The organism is Novipirellula methanifontis, assembly GCF_052161655.1.
GTDB lineage: Bacteria > Planctomycetota > Planctomycetia > Pirellulales > Pirellulaceae > Novipirellula.
Genome location: NZ_CP197418.1, coordinates 3,094,073 through 3,113,340, shown reverse-complemented (window position 1 = coordinate 3,113,340; position 19,268 = coordinate 3,094,073). Strand labels below are relative to the sequence as shown.

Here is a 19,268-nt window from a genome sequence, read left to right as displayed (position 1 = left end):
CAGCATCGCCGTCTCGTGAAGCGGGAAGTGTGGTGAAAGTCCCCCTTTTTCCCGATTGATGCAATTGACGGATCGCCCCTCTATGCCGGATGACCCTAAAGACAAAACGGCTAAAAACAAAGCTGCCCAGAGCAACAAATCCGTTGACAAAGTGAGCGAAGTCAAATTGACGGACACTGCGGGGGACGATTTACCGACGGCGCTCGGGTTCAGCCATGCGGCGACCAAGGTCAAAACGTTCCCGCAATCGCCTGGCGTCTACTTGATGAAGGACGATGCCGCTCGCGTGATCTATGTCGGCAAGGCAAAGAATCTACGCAGTCGCGCGGGAAGCTACTTTCTAAAAGCGGCGGCTGAAGATCAGCGAACCGCTACCTGGATCGGCGAGATCGCGGACATCGACTTTGTTGAGTGCGAAACCGAAGTCGATGCGCTGCTGATGGAAGCGAGGCTGGTCAAAGATATCCAGCCCAAGCACAACAAGGATCTTAAAGACGACAAGTCGTTTCCCTATTTGATGATCACCACGCGTGATGAATTTCCTCGCGTTGAGATCACACGCGAGCCCAAAGAAAAGGGCGTCAAGTTGTACGGCCCGTTTCCAAGTGCAGGGGCGCTGCGGGGCGCGATTCAGGTGCTGCAGCGAATTTTCAAATTTCGTACCTGCACACTCGATATCAGCGAATCGGATGAACGTTGGAAGTGGTTTCGGCCCTGTTTGTTGGCGAGCATTAACCAGTGCACTGCACCTTGCAATCTGCGCATCAGTAAAGAGGAATATCGCCGCGATATCAAACGATTGCAAACGTTTATGGAAGGCGGCAAGAAGCGTTTGCTCAAAGAAATGCATGGCGAGATGCAAACGGCTAGCAAGGCGATGGACTTCGAGCGAGCCGCGGTGCTGAGAGACGAAATTCGCATGCTCGAGAAACTCGAGGACCGTGGCGAACTCGATACACACGTTCAGCCTGAGGTCTTTTACATTGATCCAAAGAAGGGGCTAACGGGACTTCGCAAAGTACTGGGTCTGGCCGAGACGCCGCGGATCATCGAAGGGGTCGACATCGCTCATCTCGGAGGCGGCGAAACGGTCGCGAGTCTGGTTCAGTTCATTGACGGATTGCCGTTCAAGCCGGGGTATCGCCGGTTTCGGATCCAAGACGTCGATGGCATCGACGATTATCGCAGTATCTATGAAGTGGTCTCGCGACGTTTTCGCAAGCTTTCGGATTCCGGCGAATCGTTCCCCGACATCTTGTTGATCGATGGTGGCAAGGGGCAGCTGAATGCAGCGATGGCAGCGTTTCGCGACCAAGACATTACGCCACCGACGGTGATCTCGTTGGCCAAACGCGATGAAGAAATCTTTCGGCCCGGCGATTCCGAACCGCTGCGGTTAAGCAAAAGTGCATTTGCGCTGCGATTGTTACAGTACGTTCGCGACGAATCGCATCGATTTGCCCAGCATTACCATCACATCCTCCGCACCAAGTCCACCTTCGATCGCTAGCGGTCGTCGAAGTTGTAGGCCGGTTCGCAGTTTCAGGTAGGGCCGGTTCCTACCGACCGCCCCGGACGGATCGATGCAGTCGGCCGGTAGGAACCGGCCCTACGCCTAGCCCACATAAAGAACCTAGGGGGAACGCATTTCTCGGTCACGAGGGCGAACCTATTTGTGTAACTCGTGGTCTGTGTGACAGTGGATGAACGTTTTGTTTTGCAAAAAAATGCCGCGAAGGCCGCTATTTGCAATGGAAAATCATTCCAAATCACGGAACTTTTTCTGGTAGCAACGCTGCTTTTGCCCTGTCAAACTGCTGTGCACAGAAACACACTTTTTGACTATAATGGCATTGACGTTCAGATTTCATCTTTCAATTGGAGGGACCTCCCTAAACCGTGCGAGAACAACACCAACTTCGCGATGATTCGCCGGAGCGAAGCATCTTGGCCCGCCTGATCCTGCCCGAGCAAACTGTCGAGGCGGATCCGCTGGAAGAACTATACGGACTGGCCACGACCGCAGGAACCGAAGTCGTCGATGAGTTGATGCAGCGGATGACGCGACCGAATCACGGCACGTTTTTGGGCAAAGGCAAAGTCGAAGAGCTTCGGCTGATGGTCGAGCGGCATGATGCCGACGTGGTGATTTTTGATAATGATCTGAACCCCGCACAAATTCGAAATCTCGAGAAGGCGATCGATGCCAAAGTGATCGACCGCACCGAATTGATTCTCGATATCTTTGCCGCCGGAGCTCGCACGTACGAAGCCCGCTTGGCGATCGAGTTGGCTCAGCTCGAGTACTCGTTGCCGCGGCTGAAACGGATGTGGACTCACTTGTCGCGTCAAGCGATGGGCGTCGGTATGCGTGGGCCTGGTGAAAAGCAATTGGAAGTTGACCGTCGGTTGGCGCAGAAACGCATCCACGATCTGAAAGAAGAACTGTCCAAAGTCGAGCGTCGCCGTGAACAACAAGTCCAGGCACGTAAAGAAGCTCCCACCGTGTCGTTGGTCGGTTACACCAATGCCGGCAAGAGCACGTTGATGAATGCGTTAACGGATGCCAATGTGCATGCGGCCGACAAATTGTTCGCCACGCTCGATACACGAACGCGACGTTGGCAATTGCCAGGTTGGGGGACCGTGCTGCTGAGTGATACGGTTGGTTTCATTCGCGATCTGCCTCACTCGTTGGTTGCGAGTTTCAAATCAACGCTCGAAGAAACGCGGCAAGCGGATTTGTTGATGCACGTCGCCGACGCCAGCAGCCCGACGGTGTTCGAGCAAATCAGTGCGGTCTATCGTGTGCTCGAGGAACTTGAGATCGAAGCGAAAGACACGCTGCTAGTGCTCAATAAAATCGATGCGATCAAAAGTGCGGCGGTTTTGAACCGAGTGCTCGACCGTTACCCCAATGCGATCCCAGTGAGTGCCAAGAGCAACACGGGGCTCGTTCCATTGATCGAAGCGGTCGGCGAGGCACTCGGACGCGAGTTCTTTGATATCGAAGTCGACGTGGCTCCGAGTGATGGCAAGTTGTTGGCGTACTTGGCGGCCAAGGGCGAAGTGTTGTCACGCAAGTACGGTGAGGAAACCGTGACGATCCACGTCCGAGTCCCTGCCGGAGCGATGGGCCCTGTGCATCGCGACGCTCTTGCGATTCGCCACATGGATGAACGTAGTTCGAAAACCAACGACGATCAGGTTGCCGAGGATGAAAAGTCCTCAATTTCGATCGATCTGCCATCGGTACCGCTGTCGGATTCGTCAAGCGAAGTGGCCTAGTCTGGACCGTGTCACTGCGGCTGAAAGACACGCCACATGTTAACCCGAAGCGTCAGCGAGGGACTTCAAGCCGTAGCTGCGTCAACTCTTAATTATGAGTAACGGAACTCACGCGAGAGTTTCGTCCACCCAGTTGAACATCGAAAGTCTTGACGACTTCCGCTACGACCCCGCACCCTAATTCCTCGCTGTAACGCAGCAATAACCACGAAAGTATTGCGGATCGATGCGTTGGACCCCCAAAGAGTCAATCACCGTAGTCACTGGCGCTAGCAGCGGGATTGGTCACTGCTTGTGCGAATTGCTGCTCGATCGTGGAGCCACCGTGGTTGCCGTCGCACGGCGAGGCGAGCGATTGGCGGATCTCGCATCACGAAATTGTCCTGGCAATTTAATTCCAGTGGTCGGTGATGTGACCGATGCCGATGTGCGTGCCGAGATCTTAACTGCGGCGGGTCGTGTGGATGACGGCCGATTGGACCTGCTGGTCAACAATGCCGGAATCGGTGCGATTGGCCCCTTCGTTGATGCTGACGAAGAACGTTTGCGGCGAATCATGGAGGTCAATTTCTTCGCACCTGCCGAATTGATGCGGCATGCGATCCCGATGTTGCGGCGAGGTCGCGCTCCGGTGATTTGTAACATCAGCAGCGTGCTGGGACATCGCGCCGTGCCCGACAAGAGCGAGTATTGTGCAAGCAAGTTTGCCCTCCATGGTTTGAGCGACTCGGTGCGAGCCGAATTGGCCCGCGACACGAGCCATGGCAACTCCATTCAGCTGACGTTGGTCAGCCCCAGTACAACTCGGAGCGAGTTTTTCGATTCGTTGATCGGTTCAGACGCCGATACGCAATCAAAAAGCATCGGTAGCTGGCCGCCCGCGAAAGTCGCTCGTGCAACCCTTTCGGCGATCGAGTCGCGACGCAGCGAGGTGATCTTATCCCTCGCTGGCAAAGCCTTGGTGTACGCCGACCGCATCTCGCCGCCTATCGTGAATGCGATCTTGGCGAGATAAGCTCTGCGTCCCCACCAAAATTTTCGGCGGGGCTCGCAACACCGAAGGTCTTCGCGGCTTAAGGACCGTCGGAAGAATAGCTGGTGGCATTTTCCGTAGTGGACGAGGCAACGAGTCCTTTTTGGCTGAATGAAGCTGCAGGACTCGTAGCCTCGTCCACTACCGCCCGCCATTTATTGATCCGAAGATCCTAAGCACAACGGCGTTTGGGGTTATCCAGCCCCACTCTCGGTGATTTTGAATTTCAGTTTTGTGGCGCTGTCGTTCTTCATTTCGAGCACTTCTGCGGTCGCACCTTCGACTTGCAGTTTGTCTCCCTGGACCAAAATTTTCTGCTTCACATCCATCAGCAATCCGCTGATCGTGTCCGCGTCCTCGGACTCTTCCAACGGCAGCGACAGACGGCGACGCACCTCTTCCACGCCAGTGGTACCGTTGATAATAAATTCGCCCGGTCCCGCTGGAACAATGTCCGGATCGGCACTGTCAAACTCGTCGTCCACTTCGCCGACGATCTTTTCCAGCACATTCTCGAGCGTCACCATTCCGGTAATCGTGCCATATTCGTCGATCACAAACGCCATCAACTGATGCGTCGCTTGAAAATGTCGAAGCACACGACTGATCGGCATCGTCTCGTGCACTTTTTTAGGTGGGCGCACGATGGAGCGAACGTCAAATTCGTCTTCGTCCGGCGGGATCATCAACAAGTCTTTGATGTGAACCACACCGATCACTTTATCGAGTGACCGATCGCAAACCGGGTACCGCGTGTGCATCGTCTGGCGGACAAGTTCACGAAGTTTTGAAAGTGGATCGTTGATGTCGAAAAAGATAACGTCACCGCGAGGCAACATCACGCGGCGCACGATCATGTCATCGAACTCAAAGACATTGTTGATCAGCGAGTGCTCGTTGCGGCTCAGATTGCCGTGTACATGAGCTTCTCGCAGCAGTGCTCGGATCTCTTCTTCGGTATTAGCGCCACCATGTTCGGCAGCCCCTTTGATGCCAACCAATTGCAGCAAGAAAGACGTAACGACGTTCAGTACGGTTAGAAACGGATACAGGACCACATAGAAAAATTTCAGCGGCACCGCACACCACAACAACACCTGCTCGGGTCGACGGATCGCGAAAATTTTGGGGAACTGTTCTCCGACAACTAAATGCAAACCAGTGATCGCGGAGAACGCCAGCGCGAAGCCCATCACGTGAATCACACGCTCGTCCGTCACGCCGAACCACCCTAATACCGGTTCAACGAGCTCCGCAAACGCGGGCTCACCGACCCAGCCCAAGGCGAGCGAAGCCATCGTGATCCCAAGCTGGCACGCAGAAAGCGATTCGTCCAATCGCTTGGCGAGCCATTTCGCGGTAGTGGCAAACGCCTTGCCATCGCGGGCGAGTTGCTCGATCCGCGAAATGCGAACTTTGACGAGCGAAAATTCTGCGGCGACGAAGAATCCGTTTAGCAGAATCAGAAAGAGAGCCAAGCCTAGAAAGATCAGTGTGCCGGTCATGCCGTCCAACAAAATTTGTTAATTATCGATCGCCTCACAACGCGTGTGGGCGTTTCCATCTCTTGCAGCATGACGCTGTCTAAGCCGTCAGCCAACCTTTGCGGTAAAGGTACGCGAGCAGTCCGCCTGCCATCACCGCCATCAATCCAAATGCAAACGGATAACCAAACGCCCAATGTAGTTCGGGCATCTTCAATATCGAGGTTTCACTGTCAAAGTTCATCCCATAAATTCCAGCCACGAAAATCATGGGAATGAAAATCGTCGCGATGATGGTTAACACCTTCATCACGTCGTTATTCTTCTCACCCAGCAACGCAAAATAAAGTTTGCGAAGCTCGACACAGGTCTCTCGTTCGGTATCCACCGCCTCGATTAATTGCTGAATATGGTCTTGGCAGTCGCGAAAATACAATGCCGTGTCGTCCGAAATTGTTTCAGGTGTGTCCCGAAGAACGTCGTTTAACGCCAAACGATGTTGATTCACTGTTTTGCGAATCATCAGCAAATCGGCACGAATATGGTGCAAATAAAGCGGCAGCCCGCTTTTCAAGTCGCGCCGAGGGCTCGTCCAATTGCCCCGCATATTGTTCCAGCACGGGAAAGTAACCGTCAATAATCGCATCGATCAGTGCATAAGTTAAATAGTCGCCGCCGCGGGATCGGATGCGTCCCAGACTGTTGGCGATCCGCTGGCGAACCGGGTTCAAACACTCACCAAGCCGCTCTTGAATCGTGATCACCAAGCTGGGCTCAGCAGCTCCACATCCCCTAAACCATCGCCGGAGCATCAGTTTCTGCCTACGTGATCAGTCTCGATTCTCATTTCGTTCCGATGCGATCGGCTCGTTTGCGGAACCAAAGATTACGGTTTGCGGGACCCGGGGCAGCACACGGGAAAACGCCGTGATTGCGTGCGTTTACCAAACAGAGGCTGATCGGCGTTTTTCGATGACCGCAGGCCTGAAAGTGACTTCGCTCCGACGCGTTTGAATGCAAAACAGCGAAGTCAGTGCGCTGTATCGAATCACAAGAATGGGAGTCCAAATACCTTTTGCGACTTCGGATTACCGAACCTAACACCTCTTTGAAAATCGATTTGAGACAATTTTGTCGAGTATTATCGGATTCAGTAGAAACTACACTGTTTTTTACGTGTTAATCATTCATCGATTTGTAATAGTGACGAGGTTGAATCCGAGTTTTCTATTGCAACGCGACTTGCAAATGACTCTCGACACTCTCTACCTCCTCGCTTTGGACTTTCGTCATGAATTACACAATGAACCTGATCTCACGGTCGCTACTGTCACTATCGGTATCCGCAATATGTCTTGGTGGTACTGCGGTCGCTCAAGCTGAAACAAAAACGGCGGACGCGGAAACCCCGAAAACGAAAGTGCTCGAATCCGACGAAAAAGGACGTGCGATCCATCGCGAAATCGCCGAACGACCGGAAGACGACCGAGGTTGGTTCGTAGTGTCCAAGGCAACCTATTGGCCTTTGTGCTACGAAGCGTTGGATCGTTTGGAAGAATCACGAGCACTTATTGGAAAAGGGCAAAACGATAAATTGGCTCAATCGATCGAAAAGAACGCCGCTTGGTTAGGGTTGGCTGGATCGGCCGCGATGACTGACGGGCAAGCCGGAATCGCTTCGTGCCAAGATCGTCTAGACGAGTTGGCTGTTAACCTGCGGGAAGACAAGGACGTTCCGTCGGACAAGAAAATTCACGATTGCATTACGCTGGCTGAACTGTGCATGGCTAAGTCCCACGTTTTGCGGGCCGATGCACCAGACCAAGCGGATGTCGAATTGGAAAAAAAGCCATCGAAGCAAGTAAAGGTCAGTGCGGCAGTAAAGGAAGCAGAAAAGGAAATTCGCGAAGCGCAAATTCAGGCTCGCTTCGAACAGTACTGTTACGACGCCGGCCAAAGTGTCCGCCATCTCGCGGTCGCTCAAACCTACATTCAAGAAGCGGCGAAAGCGAAAGGGTTGTCGGTCCCCAAGTCGATCCTAGCCGACCTGCCTGAGGCGGACAGCTTTGACAACCGCGAAGACGTTGCCGAAGAGTATGACGAAACGGTCCGCCCTCGAATTGCAGAAATGCTGTCATTCATCGACAAGGAACGACGTGCGTTAATCAAATCGATTGACGGCGAATAGACAAGGCTTGTTTGCTTGCATGGACCGCTCACGCGGATCTGCTATCAACACGGGGGAGCTCAAGCGACCTCCGTGTGTATCGCGCAAGCACGGCTCATCCCCCCGGTTGATGGAGACTGCTCACTTAGTGAGCCGTGACGCGTGAGCGGCCGGGTTCCACGCATTACCCGGTGCCTTACGGCCCACGGCTCACCACTGCGAGTTGCATTTCGAATAAGTCGATAGTAGCGAAAGTCGTCAAGACTTTCGTTCCATGGTGTATGCCCCGAAACTCTTGACGAGTTCCGCTACGAAATGCTTCACAACGTTGGCCCAAACGGCTAACTCAAGAGCGGGGATGTCGTACTAAATCAGCATTCTCCGCTGAGTTGGGGGCGATGAGCGTTTTTGCGAGTTGTCGGGATTCTTCATAATTGTCCGACGGTTCGCAAAAGTTCGGTTGTAGTGACGGTCGATAATCCTGGATGACGTTCTGCTTGGCTTCTATTCCTTGCACGCAGCCGAATCCCAACTCCCTTATCGACTTGGCGACCGGCTGCTGCTTTGCTGTTTGGTTTTATGGCGAGTGCTGCTTCCAACGAGAGTGCAAACGGAGAACGCGACGCGAACTTGATTCGCGACGTGGTCGCCATCGTTCTGGTTGCGATCACCTTGATCGCGACCGTTTCGATCATCACTCGCAGCCCGGCTGACCCGATCGAAATGCCAATTTGGCCGGTCAGTGCCTTCTACACTCCCAACAATTCGGTCTATCCGACCAATCCCACCGTGACCAATGCGTGTGGCTATTGGGGAGCCGTGATTTCCTCGGCACTGCTGGACGCGTTGGGACTGGCCGCAGGGCTGGTGATCGCAGCGGGCGGCGGAGTCGCGACCGCACTTCTGTATCGAGGCCGCTTGAATGCACCGGTGCTGCGATCGCTCGGGGGAACCATCGTCGTTGTTGGCGTGGCAACCGCGAGCGGATTGTTGCCGATGCAATTCGAGCAAATGCCAGTCGTTGGTAATGGCGGCTATCTCGGAGCGATGACATCGACATTTTTGCTTGAACACTTCGCTCCCGCTGGTGCTTGGATTTTATCAACGACCGTGATCGCGGTCGGTTTGCTGCTGACCACCGACTATGCACTGCTGTATGCCGGAAAACGAATTTTGGCAGGCGGCGCGATGGTCTCAAAAAGCGGGATGCGCCGCGCCGTCAAAGTCATGCCCATCACCGTGCGACGACGGCGACAAGCGTTTACAGATCTAGAAGAACCGATCAAGATCGAAGGTGACGAGGTTGGAAAGTCCAGCGAGGCTGAACAACCCGCTGCGGACGGGAATGTTGTGGAAGCGAGCGATTGGTCCAAGCGCGAACCCAAAATCAAGTTCAAGAAAAATCGTCGAAAGACAGCTTCCAGCGACGAAACCGATTCGGCTGCCGGGGAAACCGTTGGCGTTGCGACGATGGACGTCCCCGAAACGACCGCGAGTGATCCAGCGGTTGCGGATCCGCCAGCCTCCGTTGCCGAGCCGATGGCGGCCGACGTCGAAGAAGATTTGCACGAGGAAGTGGCTGAGAGTGAGCCTGTGCTGCGTGATATCGAGGTCGACGATGAAACACTGCATCTTCGTCAGGACGAGAAACACTCGCTGTCGAATCCAAAAATCAAAGTGCCCAAGCGAAAGCAACAAGCGGACGCCAAGCAGGAACTTTACGACAACGTCCAGGAATCGGCTCCGTATGGCTCCGAAGACTATCGCTTGCCTCCGATTGAGTTGCTCGAACAGAGCGATGACGTTAGCTACGACGAACAACTGATCGAAGTGCGTCGCAAGGCACAAATCCTAGAAGACACGTTTAAGGATTTCGGATTCAACATCCGCGTTGTTGAAATCGAAACCGGTCCTGTGATCGCCCAATACGAAATCGAACTCGAAGCCGGATTGCGACTCAGTAAAATCACCGGTTTGGCGGACGACTTGGCGATCGGATTGCGTGTCCCGAGTGTTCGTATTGTCGCGCCGATCCCCGGCAAAAACACTGTGGGAATCGAAGTCCCGAACGAAAATCGTCAGGTGGTGCGACTGCGTGACGTGATCGAAGAATCGGACATGAGTCGTTCGAAGATGAACATCCCCGTGTTCTTGGGCAAGGACGTCTCGGGGAACCCGATGGTGGTCGGGCTCGAGAAAATGCCCCACCTTTTGATCGCTGGTCGAACCGGTACGGGTAAGAGTGTTTGTTTGAACGCGATCATCACTTCTATTCTGATGATGTGTCGCCCCGACGAAGTTCGGATGCTGATGATCGACCCCAAGATGGTCGAATTGAGTGGCTACGGCCGTTTGCCGCACTTGATGCATCCCGTGATCACGGACATGAAAAAAGCCGAAGCGATCTTGGCTTGGGCAGTCGAGAAGATGGAAGAGCGTTACTCGCTGCTTGCCAAGGCTGGGGTGCGTCATATCAATAGTTACAACGATCTTGGTCGTGAAGAGATTCTGCGACGACTCGATCTGGACGAGTCGGAGGATTCCGACGGCGTTCCGGACAAACTGCCCTTCATCGTGATCATCGCCGACGAAATGGCGGACTTGATGATGACCGCCGGCAAGGATGTGGAAACGCACATCATTCGCTTGGCACAAAAGAGCCGAGCGGTGGGGATACACTTGATTCTGGCAACGCAAAAGCCGACCGTCGACGTCATCACCGGTTTGATCAAGAGTAACTTGCCGGCTCGCTTGAGTTTCCAAGTGGCGAGTAAGACGGATAGCCGCGTTGTCTTGGACGAAAACGGTGCCGACAAATTGCTCGGCAATGGTGACATGTTGTTCTTGTGGCCGGGGACCAGCACGTTGATTCGTGGACAAGGCACCTACTTGTCCGACGAAGAGATCGATGCGGTGGTCGATCATTGCAGTCTCGGCGAACAGAATTTCGTCGGCGAGTTAATGAATCTGAAGGTCGATGAAGGCGATGATGCCGAAAGCGGCAATGTCGGCGAAATCAAAAATCGCGACGAGTTGTACGAAAGTGCAATCGAAGTGGTGATTCGCGAAGGCCGTGGTTCGTTGTCGTTGCTGCAGCGATGTTTAGGAATTGGCTATGGCCGTGCCGCACGTCTGATCGACTTTATGGCCGAAGACAAGATCGTCGGCGAATACAACGGATCCAAGTCACGCGAAGTCTTGTTGACCATGGAAGCATGGCAAAAAATGCAAGGCTTAGACCCCGATGACTCGGAGGACGATGACGACGTGGTCGATGGGGCTGTCGCGAGCAACTACGACGACGCGGACTCAGATAGTTCCGACGCCAGTGAAGAAGACGAGTACGAAGAGTACGACGAAGACGAAGTGGCGTAGACTCGACGTCCAGCAATCGGTGAGCCGCTCACTTACGCTTTTTGAAGTTGCGTTATTTGCACTTGCGGTCAAGTTGTAGGCCGGATCAAGGACGCAAAATCATGCCGGATCGGCGCAAACGGTGGCCTTGTCATATTGGCCTTGAACTGAAATGAGATTTTCAATTGCGTCCGCAGATCCGGCATTTACGCCGTTTGCTTGATCCGGCCTACTACTCAAAAACGCAACTTCAAAACTTACGCTTCGGGTTATGATTTCCCAAAGCTAGACGCTCTCATTTCAACCCGACTATTCGCAACTGAAACTTCGCGTATTTTCTAGCTCCAATGCGTCGCGTAGAAAATCGGCTTGTGCCGCACGTGCCGTGTCCAGGAGCTCATACGTGTCACGAAGCAACATGTTCCACTGCAAATCTTCTGCGTTGGTGATTTCGCAAATGTGATTTGCGGCCTTGGTGATCGAATCAAGACCACAACTACTGGCGGTAATCGCCAACAATGCGGCGTGTTCTTGAAGCCCAGGCAAATCATGCTGAACGAGCGCGTTTGCGAGTCGTTCGACATTCACACCGATCTGGATCGCTGCCTGTTTGCCAAGTGCAAAAGCACCCGAGGCGACCGCGAGAGCACGTTCGTCAATCACCGAAGCAAAGTGTTCGACCACGTCAGGGTCAAATTGAACTCCTGCACAGCGGCGCAACTCGGCAATCGCGTCATCATGTGAATACTGTTGACGGTACAAATTGGTCGAGATCATCGCATCGTAACTGTCGGCAATGGTCAGCAGTTTTGCACACCACGCAACTTGTTCGTCTTCGATCGCCTCTAAATCCGAAAGCGGAAGCGAACGCTGGCCTTGTAGACGAATCGCTTGATGGGCTGAAATGATCGCAGTCAACTCGTCACAGGCAAACGTGCTGGTAACGATCTCGACGCCGATCCGATCATTGCGACTCATGTACTCCCATTCTTGCTCTGTCAAACTGCCAGGTTTGTTCAAGATATTGTCAGGCACGCCGACCTTGCCGATATCATGTAACAACGCCGCGATTTCTAGCACATAGATTTGTGCAGGATCAAGCACATTGGCAGCCGCACGCGAGCACCAATGGGCAACCCGGCGACTATGCTCGGCTGTCTTGGCATCGCGATACGAAAGAGCCGCCATCAACGCCGTGACAGCTTGGTAGGAAATATCCAACCGCTTTGGTTTCGCAGCGCTTTCGTTGCCACCGGAAAATTCCCCGTCCATCGACATGTTCAGATTATAAGAAATCACGCGATTACGGCCTTCGCGTTTTGCAACGTACAGGCACGCATCCGCTTGATTGATCAATTCTTGAGGATCCGCGGGATCAAAACGTAGCTCGGATACGCCAAGACTGGCGGTCAACTTCAGCTCCGCCGGTTCCTCGAATTTGATTGCCTCGATTGCTTTACGCGTTCTCTCGGCCTCGTCGATCGCTTCCTGCAGCGTCATGTTCGGGAACACCACACAAAATTCTTCGCCACCATAGCGGCATACCAAACCGTGGTCTTCGTGCATTTCACGAATCGCTTTGGAGACGCGACGAAGCACTTCATCACCGATATGGTGACCGTAGGTGTCGTTCACGTTTTTGAAATGGTCATTGTCGATCATAATGCACGACAGCGGAGTGCCATTGGTGTGAGCGGTTCGCCAATGGACATCAAAACGCTCGAAGAAGGCGCGACGATTCAAGCAGCCCGTCAATGCATCCTGAGTCGCAAGGATTTCGAGTTCGCTGTTTTTGCGTTCAATCTCATCGCGACTGTTGCGCAACATGCCAAGCATCTTTTCAAGTTCTTCACGATGCTCTTCGACATGAGTGACGTCACGAAACGTTGCCAACGCTCCACGCTGATTATCATCACCACCCAAGGGAGCTGCGTTGACCGAGAAGATGCGTTTGCGTCCATCGCTCAATCGATAGTGCAACATCTGCTCGGATTGCAGCTCGGATTTTTCAATCGCGGAAGTCCACGGATAGGACGAGTCATCTAGCTCTGACAACTCGCTGTTCTGTGGCAACGTCCACGACAAATCGCTGGCCTTCTGTGTCACCAGTTCTTCGAGAGGCATCCCAATCGTATCGGTGAACGCCCGGTTGGCGAGTACGATTTTGCCATGCTCATCAAGCACCAACAAACCTTCGGCAAGCGTATCGAGTGCTTGACGAACGCGATCGGGAACCACCTGTGTCTTGCGAAACACCCCCATGATCTTGGCGACGAAGAGGGTGTAGGAACCGAGCCCCGCAATCACAAAAAAGCCTACCAAACGGTAAACCGAATGTTGCGTCAGCGGCGCCCATGTAGAGGATTCTGGTTTGCGGAAGCAAAACTCGACGTTGCCCCACGGACGGCGATTTAGTGTGATCGGAACCCGCATGCCTTCGACACGGTCCGCTTCATCATCGTCGTTTTGTTCCCAGTGAGCCCACATCTCACTGTGATGCCCCGTGTCGAGACGTAACGTCCCTAAATCGCTTCGCAGTCCAATCGACAAGATGTCATCATTCCGCTCCACCTGAGTTCGCAAAATGGTGGTCAAATCCACCCACTGTTGTCGCCGCACATGTGCCGAAGCGTTGATCGCAATCGATTCACAATAGCGTTGACGAGCACGCATCTCCACCGCGTCCACGTCTGGGATTAATCCCAGCCATTGGCCGCCGAGGATAAGACTGACACCGACGCACACCAGTGCGAAAGCCAGTCTTAACGATGCGATGAACTCACGTAACAAAGGAAACGATTCCTAGGATAATACTGATTGTGTTTTTTTCGTGCTAAAGCGCAACATCCGCTAAGGTCGGAAGTGACGCTCAATTGTTGACCACGACTAAAATCACTAACGTAAAATCAAAGGGTTATGAGAGTTGGCGACGAAATGAGAGGTTGAGTTGAACGATCATGCGGGTTTTGCCGATCAATTCCCCTTCAGCGATGCATCGGGCTCCTAACGCTACGCATTCACCGGTATGGGTTCGCAAAAGCGAACACTTAGAAGGCTGGCGCTGTGAAGCATTTCGTAGCGGAACTCGTCAAGAGTTTCGGGCATCCCGGACAGACAACGAAAGTCTTGCGCGACTTCCGCTACGTTGAGACGCCGCAATTCACGGAAAAAGAATGCTTCACAGCGTTGCGTTTGGGCGCTAGCCTTGGCCGCTAAAACTTTGGTATTGACGTCGGATATTGGGGGTGAGTTTTTCTTCCAGCCGATACTGCTGTTACCTCTCCACCGACGAAGTCGGGGGAGAGGTCGAGCACGCCCTTTAGGCGTTGCTCGGGTGAGGGGGCGACCGCGCTATCATCCGAGCAATTCCGGTGCAAACGGCGTTATCGTCGGCAAGTGACTTGCTCGGTCAGCCCCCTCACCCGAATGTCGCTGAAGGCTCCAGTCGACCTCTCCCCCAACAAAGTTGGTGGAGAGGTGGCAGAAAAATTGCGCAATCAAAAATCACAACAAGCCCAAAGTTTTAGCGGTCCAGCGCTAACCCCGGTTGAACGTTGGAACCGTGGCTAGCGCCAAAACGGCTAATTTACCGAAAGACTCTTGCCTACCTGCTTACGATCAAAACGCAGAGATCGCGGAGCGATCAGCGACATTCACTACTCAACCGCGTGGCCAGCATAGAGCGGCATGTGGCGGTAGTAAACTTCCAAACAGAACAACGACATACAGGTCGAATACAAGCGACCGTGATCGCCCCAGCGGTCGCCTTGCGGATCCCAACTGCCGCGTTCTCGCCCGCGAGTCTCCTGATTGGCGGGCAGTTGAACCCGCATTCGCTCGTTCCAGCGTTGCCACGGCTCACCGCCATAATGGTGTAACAACTGAGTCGCGTAGTACCAGTAATAACTGTCACGATCGTCGTAATCGAACGGAGCGACTTCCCACAACGCGTCAATCCCCTGTACCATCGGTGCATGGTTTCGCGGCCACCCCAAATATTGGCGGCACAGCAAACCCTCTGCTGTCATCGGAGGGCTGGGGCGGCTGCGGGGTTGGTAGCAGTACTGAGCTCCGCCACTGGCTTGGGCGAGATCCAAGTAGCCTTCGACGTTGTACAACACGCTGCGGTTGACTTCTAAGCCTGCCGATGAACCGCTTTCCAGCGCCATTACGAACCACCCTGTGATGGACGTGTCCGAATCCGACTTGGGGTAATAGCGCCAACCGCCCTGTTCACCCTGAGCGTCTTGAGCGTATTCGATTGCGGCTTGTGCCCTGTCGCGGAGCCACGAATCCTTGGTCATTCCGTACAATTCGCATAGCACGATGGTCGCTTGGGCTTGCGCGTAGGCTTGTTCGTGGCCACGAGCATCTTTGGCCATGAACCCGCTTCGCGATTGCTGTTTAATCAAATACTTGACGCCCTTTTCCACGTTTTCGGCGTACTTTCCCTTGGTGTGCGTTTGGCCATCGCCGAGAAACGCCAACAGAGCCATCGCCGTGGCTGCCGTTCGATTTTCCGCCACACCTCCATCGGCGTAGGGACCTCGTTTACTCCATCCACCATCGGTGCCCTGATTGCGGCTCAGCCATTCCAATCCCATTTCGACCGCATGCTGCGTCTCTTTGGTACCGCCATAAAGTGCCAACAACGTCGACTTCATCGCCCCGGAACGCCCGTTGAACATTGGCCGAGCGATCTCGATTTCGGGTCCGAAACCGATGTCCGCCATCGATATTTCCGAGGAATCCGAATCGTTAGTGTCCTCAAAGATCGACGGGATATCGACCATTACTTCTTGATCGGTCTCGATTTCGGATGCATCGGCCAGCGTATCACTGGGGTCGACGACAAACTCGGTAAAGTTGACTTCTTCTTTTGTTTCGCTCTGGCCGATTTCCAACAGCACGCGACTGATCGCGTCGCCGGCCGGGGTCGAGATCAACGCCAGCGCCAACAACACCACCAAGTGGATGACGGTGCTGATCAACCAAGGCGGAGCGCCCTTGACGATTTTTTCTTCCGTTGACGGTCCGTCCTGCTCGTCGGTTTCGGCATTGGCCTGCTCGTTCTCGGCAGACGCACCGTCTGGCTTAGTTTTTCCTTTTCGGAACTTAGGCAGTTCGTCTCGCCAACGAAGCGACTTCGCCGATCCGATCCCACTGGGAACCACCGCCGAGGCCGCCTCGTCGGAGCCATTTAGGGTTGCTGTGGATTCGACCGGACGCCGCAGCGGCGGCAATGTTGATCGAGGGGGCGGCGGAGGAGGAATCGGGCGTGCGGGCGGAGAATCCGGTGTTGAGGACGCCGTTGCCAACATTGTCTGGTCTAGAATCGACGCAGCGGTGGGGGGCGGTGGGGGAGCAGTCGGGGTGTTCGCAGGCGTATCTGCAGTCACCCCCAGTGTTGAGGGGTCCGTACGAGGGCGGATCAAATCGGATTGGGAATCCGCTTGCGACATCGAAATCCGAACAACGAGAGAAAAGATTGCCTGGGGAAGTAGCTTCTACATAGAATAGAGTGTGAGTCAAAAAAATGCGAACGCAGCAAGGCTGAAAGTGGTCTGAAATGGATTTGGGCGGGGACATCATCGTTACAAGTGACGTGACTGCTAACGATATTTCCGGTTGTCAGGGGATCGCGTCAGGCTAGGTCGGTGGGCAAGTCAAGAAATGTTGAAATTGAGATGTGCAGGCTGTTGACACTTTGCCGAGGATTCCCATATAGTCTGCACATCGATGGGAGACGCAAGTCACTCACTCGAAAACTTCACCGCGGGATGGAGCAGCCCGGTAGCTCGCGAGGCTCATAACCTCGAGGTCGTCGGTTCGAATCCGGCTCCCGCAACTTCAATTCGGCATATCGGTTTACTCCGACCGCCGGGTTATCGAATCAGCCGACGTTGGTCTTCATGACTGACGTCGGCTTTTTTCGTGTTTTACCACTTATCTGGCAACGACTTACGTCATCGGTCCGTCGGCAGAGATCTCTCCAAGTATCTCTGGGAAAGTACTATCGGGCCGCTGGCAATACGGTCTCTGGGGCGATCTCGGGCAAAGGTCTCTGTTGTCTCTGTACTATTTGACCTCCAGGTTATGAAGTCCCAGAGTGCTATCGGAAGAAAGTGGTCAACATTCCTGGTGTCGATGAAGAGACCGCTCGGTCTGATTTTTTCCGTCAAACCAGGGGCCTCAGGGGATCTCGATGAGTTCGCCATTTTAATACCGCTCGGTGAGTCGGTATGGGGGGCTCAAATCCGAATTGTCGAAGATGAGCACCGGCGGCAATCTCTCGATCGCTCGAGCGAGGTTCGCCTGTGTCCGCGCAAATTTTGTCTCCAGTTTCCCGTCGGGAACATCGTGGCCGCCTTGGCTGGCTCGCATCGACACTCGCTGCACGGAAGACTTAAAGACTCGATTGATGAACCGGCCAATCGTCTCGGTGCCATGCTCGTCCGTTTTGCGAAGTATACCGGGTCGATCCGAAACCGGTTCGTAGTGCGGAAACGGTCGTGATTGCAAATAGTCGCTCACACGTTGTCGGCCCGCCGGCGAATCCACTTCCGCGATCGCTTCAGACGACGGTCGCAGCGCGCCGGCTTGGCGAAGTGCCATCGCGCGATCGCCGCGCAGCAGTGGCTCAAGCGATTTCCCAAGCCCCGCCCAGGGACTGGGCTATCAATCCTGCCTTATGATCGGCCCGACATCGAAGACGTAGCCAAACTGATCAATCTCCCCGACGACCATGTCATGGGACCAATGGTCGCCATCGGCAAAGGCACCAAAGAAGCTTGGCCAACTCCCGTTGGACGAGGTCGTGCTCGAAAATGTTTTTTGAAATTGCTTCAACTAGGTACGAGAAAGAGAACCAACGATAAAGAATCGCTTCGTCTTCCAAACGCATTGCCTTCGTCTAATCATCCTTGTAATCAAGTGATGGCAGATCTTCTCCATCGAAGATGTCTGGGCATGGGTACCATGCTGCAATACCAAATGCATTGCCATCCTCATCAAAACAACCCGGCCCACCAATTTTGTACCCGGATTCGATATTGTTATCCGAGGAAACTCGGCTGACGATCAAGCCTATGTCAAACGGCGAATGAGGAATTTCAATCATTCGTACGTCAAATGGAAATTTGAACTTCCCGTTGAAGGGCAAGTGAAGTTTGCGTGTACGTTGGTTCTCAGGATTCAGTATCGCGCGTCGCGTATCTTCTCGACTCATCATGAAAAACTCCAGATTGATTGCTGTATCAGAATCTGTAGAAAAATCCGGATGGTGCCAAAACTGCTCTGTCGAAAAGGTTTCACAGTGCTTTCCGTTGCTGATATCAAAGTCTTCAATACCTTGAACGATCACTCCAAATAACGGACCAGTATTGACCTTTACTTCCGCAGACGCGCGGACTCCCACACCTTTGATTTGCTTTAGCGCTGGGTTGTATCCAGAAATGATTTTCTTCTCAAGAGTTGAAAACTGAACGAACCCAGTGTGGTGAATGCTTAGCTTTGCACGGTCACTTACAACAAATCGCTCCATATTCTGACACGGCACAACATCTTCTTTCTTCGAGTAGTCGAAAGGTGTCTTAAATAGAAGTCCATTTCTGGCCTGATGATATGGAACGGATACATGCAGCCCATCGTTCATAAAGCCGATTCGAGCTACCAATCGCTCCTGCCCATTACGATCAATAATGGCAATTCGCTTCCCCGCTTTGAGATACTTACGTACCTTCTTCACAGTTGTGCCAACCAAGTTGACTGCTTGAATCAAAGCACCAGTCGAAACCCCCAGTTCTTTGGCCCAATAGCTAGCCCAGAACGAATCGGAAGCATCAACTTCAGTAGGGAGGTCTGCAATAGTCATGGATTCAACCTGCGCGTAGCGTTCACATCAGCAATGCTGACATCTTTTCCAGTTCTTGGGTTCGCGGCA

12 protein-coding genes and 1 tRNA gene are annotated in these 19,268 nt (G+C 53.6%); 6 read left to right on the top strand and 7 right to left on the bottom strand.

The annotated features are described in order from the left end of the window. The first annotated feature begins 82 nt into the window (after positions 1-82). The 3 genes from SH528x_RS11140 to SH528x_RS11130 all read left to right on the top strand — a co-directional run bounded on the left by SH528x_RS11140 (position 83) and on the right by SH528x_RS11130 (position 4,303). Complete coding sequence (locus SH528x_RS11140; RefSeq protein ID WP_442510592.1) at positions 83-1,510, top strand: excinuclease ABC subunit UvrC; 1,428 nt, start codon at positions 83-85, stop codon at positions 1,508-1,510. Positions 1,511-1,899: 389 nt separating this feature from the next. After that, positions 1,900-3,288: a GTPase HflX gene (gene hflX, locus SH528x_RS11135; protein WP_442510591.1), complete on the top strand. Its 1,389-nt coding sequence runs from the start codon at positions 1,900-1,902 to the stop codon at positions 3,286-3,288. Positions 3,289-3,514: 226 nt separating this feature from the next. Next, the gene (locus SH528x_RS11130) at positions 3,515-4,303 is read left to right on the top strand and encodes an SDR family NAD(P)-dependent oxidoreductase (protein ID WP_442510590.1); all 789 of its coding nucleotides are present in this window, start codon (positions 3,515-3,517) and stop codon (positions 4,301-4,303) included. Positions 4,304-4,515: 212 nt separating this feature from the next. Here the strand turns inward: SH528x_RS11130 and SH528x_RS11125 are convergent, their stop codons facing one another. The 3 genes from SH528x_RS11125 to SH528x_RS11115 all read right to left on the bottom strand — a co-directional run bounded on the left by SH528x_RS11125 (position 4,516) and on the right by SH528x_RS11115 (position 6,617). Next, positions 4,516-5,826, bottom strand: a complete 1,311-nt coding sequence (locus SH528x_RS11125; RefSeq protein WP_442510589.1) for a hemolysin family protein — start codon at positions 5,824-5,826, stop codon at positions 4,516-4,518. Between the two features lie 79 nt (positions 5,827-5,905). Then, positions 5,906-6,328: a CorA family divalent cation transporter gene (locus tag SH528x_RS11120; protein WP_442510588.1), complete on the bottom strand. Its 423-nt coding sequence runs from the start codon at positions 6,326-6,328 to the stop codon at positions 5,906-5,908. Beyond that, positions 6,264-6,617 carry a hypothetical protein gene (locus SH528x_RS11115; RefSeq protein ID WP_442510587.1) on the bottom strand — a complete coding sequence of 118 codons (354 nt, stop codon included), beginning with the start codon at positions 6,615-6,617 and terminating at the stop codon, positions 6,264-6,266. The genes SH528x_RS11120 and SH528x_RS11115 overlap by 65 nt, the downstream gene beginning before the upstream one ends. A gap of 479 nt (positions 6,618-7,096) precedes the next feature. Here SH528x_RS11115 and SH528x_RS11110 point away from each other — a divergent pair, with 479 nt between their 5' ends. Beyond that, positions 7,097-7,993 (top strand): hypothetical protein, encoded by an 897-nt coding sequence (locus tag SH528x_RS11110; RefSeq protein WP_442510586.1) that lies wholly within the window; start codon positions 7,097-7,099, stop codon positions 7,991-7,993. 558 nt (positions 7,994-8,551) lie between these two features. Next, positions 8,552-11,347 carry a DNA translocase FtsK 4TM domain-containing protein gene (locus SH528x_RS11105; protein WP_442510585.1) on the top strand — a complete coding sequence of 932 codons (2,796 nt, stop codon included), beginning with the start codon at positions 8,552-8,554 and terminating at the stop codon, positions 11,345-11,347. 288 nt (positions 11,348-11,635) lie between these two features. Here SH528x_RS11105 and SH528x_RS11100 read toward each other — a convergent pair whose 3' ends face one another. Further along, positions 11,636-14,116: a diguanylate cyclase gene (locus SH528x_RS11100; protein ID WP_442510584.1), complete on the bottom strand. Its 2,481-nt coding sequence runs from the start codon at positions 14,114-14,116 to the stop codon at positions 11,636-11,638. Positions 14,117-14,982: 866 nt separating this feature from the next. Next, a complete protein-coding gene (locus SH528x_RS11095; RefSeq protein ID WP_442510583.1) occupies positions 14,983-16,788 on the bottom strand; it encodes a prenyltransferase/squalene oxidase repeat-containing protein in 1,806 nt (601 codons plus the stop codon). Positions 16,789-17,100: 312 nt separating this feature from the next. Between SH528x_RS11095 and SH528x_RS11090 the strand changes: the two genes are divergently transcribed. Beyond that, positions 17,101-17,174 (top strand) — tRNA-Met (locus tag SH528x_RS11090). A gap of 371 nt (positions 17,175-17,545) precedes the next feature. Here the strand turns inward: SH528x_RS11090 and SH528x_RS11085 are convergent. Together SH528x_RS11085 and SH528x_RS11080 are read right to left on the bottom strand one after the other, a co-directional pair. Then, positions 17,546-17,941, bottom strand: coding sequence for a hypothetical protein (locus SH528x_RS11085; protein ID WP_442510582.1), 396 nt, complete (start codon positions 17,939-17,941; stop codon positions 17,546-17,548). Positions 17,942-18,239: 298 nt separating this feature from the next. Next, positions 18,240-19,199 carry a DUF3606 domain-containing protein gene (locus SH528x_RS11080; protein ID WP_442510581.1) on the bottom strand — a complete coding sequence of 320 codons (960 nt, stop codon included), beginning with the start codon at positions 19,197-19,199 and terminating at the stop codon, positions 18,240-18,242. Positions 19,200-19,268 lie beyond the last annotated feature (69 nt).